The 5,785-nt window shown below is 37.6% G+C and carries 4 protein-coding genes and 1 pseudogene; 4 read left to right on the forward strand and 1 reads right to left on the reverse strand.

Annotation, left to right across the window (positions count from 1 at the left end):
• Positions 1-419 precede the first annotated feature (419 nt).
• Genes HMPREF3107_RS00225 through qatD form a run of 4 tightly spaced genes read left to right on the forward strand, consistent with a single transcriptional unit; the run spans position 420 to position 4,974 of the window.
• Positions 420-2,186 carry a KAP family P-loop NTPase fold protein gene (locus HMPREF3107_RS00225; protein ID WP_070451907.1) on the forward strand — a complete coding sequence of 589 codons (1,767 nt, stop codon included), beginning with the start codon at positions 420-422 and terminating at the stop codon, positions 2,184-2,186.
• A gap of 3 nt (positions 2,187-2,189) precedes the next feature.
• Complete coding sequence (locus tag HMPREF3107_RS00230; RefSeq protein ID WP_070451910.1) at positions 2,190-2,930, forward strand: hypothetical protein; 741 nt, start codon at positions 2,190-2,192, stop codon at positions 2,928-2,930.
• A complete protein-coding gene (gene qatC / locus HMPREF3107_RS11190) occupies positions 2,930-4,246 on the forward strand; it encodes a Qat anti-phage system QueC-like protein QatC (RefSeq protein ID WP_083284570.1) in 1,317 nt (438 codons plus the stop codon). The genes HMPREF3107_RS00230 and qatC overlap by 1 nt, the downstream gene beginning before the upstream one ends.
• Positions 4,243-4,974, forward strand: a complete 732-nt coding sequence (gene qatD, locus HMPREF3107_RS00235) for a Qat anti-phage system TatD family nuclease QatD (protein ID WP_070451913.1) — start codon at positions 4,243-4,245, stop codon at positions 4,972-4,974. The genes qatC and qatD overlap by 4 nt, the downstream gene beginning before the upstream one ends.
• Positions 4,975-5,490: 516 nt before the next feature.
• On the opposite strand, the pseudogene HMPREF3107_RS00245 reads toward qatD, so the two are convergent.
• A pseudogene (locus tag HMPREF3107_RS00245) lies at positions 5,491-5,785 on the reverse strand (phosphoesterase); the annotation flags it as partial.

Here is a 5,785-nt window from a genome sequence, read left to right on the forward strand (position 1 = left end):
GTGTGGAATTTAGGGCTAATCTACGTCAGCCCTAAAAATAAAGTATGAAAAGATTAGATTTCAGATTTTATTTTTACACAATATGCTTGCTATGAGATACCAAGTTGACAATGTTTATCCATAAAATCATTGAAAGAAGGAAAAGCTGGTAGGTTATAGTAGAAATTATCACGTTTAACTCTAGTAAGAGGCATTGCTAAATTTGAGTATACTGTTTTTTTACGCTTATTGATTATAGTAGTTTAATCTGTTTATCTGTTTTATTCCACTTCCATCCCTTTTCTTACTATCTTTTAATTTCGATAACTCATCTACCAATCTTGATACTTTCTATATATTTATCATTATAAAAATATTTAAATATTTGTTAAAAATATGTAAAACGTAAAAAATTATATTTTATAAATGAGGGTAATTAAATGTGGTCAGATACTGAATCTAAAGAAGACTATCTCAATTTTGGTGAAGTATCCCAAATTGTTACTGAAATCTTAGAAACTGAAGCTATGCTTCCCGTTTCAATAGGTGTTTTTGGTAATTGGGGTGCAGGTAAATCTTCTCTATTAAATTTAATTGAGCAACAAATCAAACCTGATGAGTGGATTATAATTAAATTTGATGCTTGGCTCTATCAGGGATTTGATGATGCCAGAGCGGCGCTTTTGGAAACTATTGCAAGCCATTTGATTCAGGCCGCTAAAGATGAAGAAACCATCTTGCAAAAATCCAAAAACTTATTTGTAAGAATTAATGGTTTGCGTTTGCTTGGTTTAATGGCCGAAGGAGCTGCGTTGGCTGCAGGAGTGCCAACTTTTGGCTTAATTTCCAAAACATTTGAAACAGCAAAAGAATCATTGGATGGTGTTCAAAATGAAACAGAAAGTAAGCAAATTGTAGAAGTAGGGAAAAATCTTGTTGATTCAGGGAAAAATCTTATCAAGCCAAAAGAGAAACAAACACCACCACAACAAATCGATGAGTTTAGAAAAGAATATGGCGAAATATTGCAGGATTTAGGTAAAAAGCTGGTTATTGTAATTGATAATCTGGACCGTTGTCTGCCTGCTAATGCTATTCAGACATTGGAGGCGATTCGTTTATTTTTGTTTTTAAATCGGACGGCATTCATTATCGCAGCTGACGAGGAGATGATTCGCCATTCAGTTGCCGAACATTACAAAGATTTGTCGTATCGTCATCAAATTGATTATTTGGATAAGCTCATTCAGATTCCTATTCGTGTACCCAAAGCAGGTGTGCTTGAAATTCGTGCATATTTATATATGCTGTACGCCATTCATCAAAAAATACCAACCGCAAAATTAGCAAGCTTACGCCAATTTTTAGAAACTCATTTGCAACAATCTTGGAAAAGTCAATCTTTAAATCCAGAAGATGTGACCAAAACTATTGAAGAGCAACATAATAAAGTTCTCTTGTCAGATTTTGAACGAGCAAACAGAATAGCTCCCTTATTAGCAAATTCACCTAATGTTTACGGTAATCCCAGAATTGTAAAACGCATTTTAAATACCATTAAGATGCGTACCAAAATCGCAGACAAGCGTCAAATGCCGTTAGATGAAGCAATTATTACCAAACTAGTTATTTTTGAGCGATGCGTGGATTCTGATGTAGTAACAAAATTTTATCAGCTTGTTAATGAAGGAGAAGGTAAACCTGAATTATTAAAAGAACTGGAAAATAACAATGAGCAGAATCTATCAAAGCTCTCTGAAAATAAATCCATTCAAACATTTATCACAGAATGGGTAAAATTAGAGCCCAAATTATCTAATGTTGATTTGCGGGCTGCGATTTATTTATCTAGAGAAACCATTCTGCTAAATACTTACACTGCTCAACTTTCTCAAAAAGCCCAAGATGTTTTAAGTATTTTACTTGTAACTAAATCAAAAACAGGCTCACAAAATACTCAAACCGCTATTCAGGGATTAACAATTGATGAACAAATCTCCGTTATGGAAGCATTGATTGAACAATTAAGAAAACTGGATAATTGGGATGAAAGCCCAGATGGTTTTATAGGGGCTTGTTTGCTAGCGGCAAATTCAGAAGACGGTGCAAAAATTTTAACTCGCTTTATTGCTGAATTGAGAAATAAAGGTGTTAATCAGCCGTGGTTTAATACAAGATTAAAAAGAGAAACTTGGTATCAGGAGTAAGCAATGGGTACTTCACAATCTAGCGTGGGGCCAAATGGTCGTTCACCTTTGTTACCGGCTTGGGTTGATGACAACCAAGCAACGACTCAAACACCAGACCCACAGAGATTAAGGGGATTGCGTCAAGCAATCGGTAGGGCTGTACGAGGCGGTGGACGTGGTGATGTACGTAAAGCACTTGGTCATTATGCACGAAAAGCCAGTGGTAGTAAGCATACAGCCGTCCAAAAATTGGGGAAAATTACCCAAGCAGGTTCGGATTTATTTGGTATTTTTTCAGGCGGCCGGCAGCAACAATATTCGGTTAATTTACATAGTTTAAATGGTCAGCCTTGTGAGCAAGTTATCAACCAAATTACCGAACTTTTGGCTGGTCATCACGGTGATTCAGACAAAATTCGTTCTGCAATGAATATTGCTTTATCAGAAGCATTGGAAGGAATGACAACTTTTGATGAAAATAGCATTACCACTGAAGTCATTGGTAGAATGATGGTTTGTTATTTAACCGAAAGTATTTTTCTGCAAATTGCACACGATGCTGGCAAGGCTTGGAAGAAAGGCGATGATCCTGTGCAAATTGCCAGAGCAGAAAATGATTTACGGCAACTCATTCGTGAAGTAGTAGATATTAATCTTGCCCCTAAATTTACGGATGATGTTTGTCAGTTAACAATTGAACAAATGCAAGACATTCAAAATCAAGCTATTTTGGAAATTTGGGAAGAGTGGGAGAAGTATTGATGACTCAATTGTTTTTTCACCACGACATTAATCAATTAAATAACCTACAAAATGGAACAATACCTGTTCATTTGTATGGAATGGGTAATAAAAATCTACAAATTGCCCATATCGGTAATATGGTTTTAGATAGGGTGAGAAGATTAGGCATTAGACTTAATAACCAAGTAATGGATTTTCTAACCATTGCTATGGCAGTAACGGCGGCAGATACTTTTGTTTTGCGAAAAGATACCGCAAATGGCTGGTGCCGTTCCTTTTCTATTACTTTACCATTGTGCCAGCCAGCTATTTGGCAAGCAAACAAAGTTCATTTAGAACACATTTTACACTTTTTAAGTGGTGATATTTGGCAATTTGATTTTCAAGAAAACGGACAGAATCCTCCACAACCCTATTCACAAAATGGTAGAACCAAGTTAGTAGATTTAAGAAATAAAGACTGTGTTTGTTTATTTTCAGGTGGTTTGGATTCATCGATTGGAGCAATTGATTTATTGGAACAGGGGCATTCACCTGTTTTGGTTAGTCATTCCTATAAAGGTGATAAATCACGTCAGCAAGCCATTATTCAGCAACTTAACCAAAATGGTTATATCAATCAATTTTCTCAATTTAATGCGATTGCACAGCCCCATTTAAATAATGGTAGGGCTACTGAAATCACAATGCGAACCAGAAGTTTGAATTTCTTAGCATTTGCAATTATATCAGCTTATGCATTACAGGAATTTGTGCAAGAAGAAATTGATGTTTTTGTACCTGAAAATGGAGTAATTTCAATCAATGCACCTTTAACAGCACGCAGAGTAGGTACTTTAAGTACCCGTACCACCCACCCTTATTTTATCCAAGAAATACAAAGATTGTTCACTGCGGTCAATATTCCTTTCACTTTAAGAAATCCTTATCAGTTTAAAACCAAAGGGCAAATGATAGCAGAATGCGAAAATTTACCATTATTACAGCAAATTATCCCTGATACTGTTTCGTGTAGCCATTGGAAACGCAAAAATCAACAATGCGGGGTTTGTGTTCCATGCCTGATTCGTAGAGCGTCATTGCATTATGCTGGTATTACCAATGATGCCCAATATGAATTTAATGATATTCGGCAAATTTTAACAAATCAGGACAGAAGAGATGATTTATTTGCTTTAATAAGTGCTATTCGTCAAAAAAGTCATCGCAACATCAATCAATGGGTTTCACAAAGTGGTCCACTACCCACTCAACAACTAAATCAGTTTGCAAATGTTTTTAGGAGCGGACTGGATGAAGTGGAGCAACTTTTAATAGTGAACCAAATATTATGATGGATATGCATTGCCATTTGGATTTATATACTAATCCACAATACGTTGCAAAACGATGTAAAGATGAAAATATTTATGTTTTATCTGTTACAACCACACCCAAAGCGTGGTATGGAACAAGTTCATTAGCAAAAGATTGTCCTCGTATTCGTACCGCCTTGGGATTGCATCCGCAACTGGCTCACGAACGTTGGCAGGAGTTGGACTTGTTTGATGCATTATTAAACCAAACTCGCTATGTGGGTGAAATTGGGCTGGATGGCGGAAAAGAGTTTAAAACACATTGGGAAACCCAATTAAAGGTTTTTCGCCATATTTTAAGAAGCTCAGCAAAATCTGGAGGAAAAATATTGAGCATACATTCTAGAATGAGTGCAAATACTGTACTAGATGAATTAATTCAAGTAAATGGTAATTTACCAATCCTTCATTGGTTTTCAGGCACAAAACAACAGCTAAAACGAGCGGTTGAAATAGGCTGCTATTTTTCTGTAGGACCTGCAATGTTAAGTAGTAAAAAGGGTTATGAATTGGTTCAACTCATGCCAATAGAAAAAATATTGGTTGAAACTGATGGACCTTTGGGGAATTTCAAAACACAAGCTTTACTACCCTGGAATGCCAATATTGCCATTGCAATATTGGCAGATATTTGGGGGATGAGTATTTCAGAAGCTGAGAATATATTGAGACAAAATCTGATTAGCTTAGTTTCGAAACATATATAACCCTCTTATTTCTTATGAATAAAAAAGGCGGGTTGAGGTTTGAGCGGCGGCAACATGACAGCCTAAAAAACAAACGCACTCCTGATTATTGATTACACATGACAAACCTGGCGATAGCTAACGCGATTTTGGTTCTATTAAGATTGCGGAAGATGTAATGGATTAACTGACCTTCTCTCCCATTTTTAATGAATATCAGGGAGAGGCATACCAGCAAAACTTGGCAGACAACGGCATCACCCGGTCGGTCAAGGTCCGGGAATTGGAATTTGACGGACAGAGCAAGTTGTCGGAAGGCTGTATGTTGATTTTGGAAGTGGAGCAGCAGGAAGGGGGCAAGCAGTTTACGCTTTCGCCCGTGCCGTTAAACGAGATCATTCATTTTATGCGGGACACTTGGCGGTATTGCTGATGCGGAAAGGACGGATTGAAAACCCGTCCTTTTGTTATACTGGCTATTTTCAGGTAGTCTGGACAGTTCTAGGCTACCTGAAAATTCATTTCTAAAATAAAAGCTCATTCATTCAATGCTGCCAATCTCGCCCGAACTTTTGCAGCCGCATCTTCCGTGCTGTTGCCGACAATAACGTTTTGTTTGTCGTCGAAATACTGAACGGCAGGCAGATCGCGCAGGAAGCCGTCAATATCCTGTGCGGTCAGGAAACGGCCGTGCATATCCCAGCCGACATTGAGGGCGCGTCCTTTGACGGCGGCCATGCGGTCGTGCAGATGGCCGTAGAGGTGGTATAGGCCGTGGCGGATGCCGTCCCATTCGTAGGTGTAGGAAATCGTCGCGTTGTTTACACCACAG

It is taken from the genome of Neisseria sp. HMSC31F04 (genome assembly GCF_001807735.1).
GTDB lineage: Bacteria > Pseudomonadota > Gammaproteobacteria > Burkholderiales > Neisseriaceae > Neisseria > Neisseria elongata.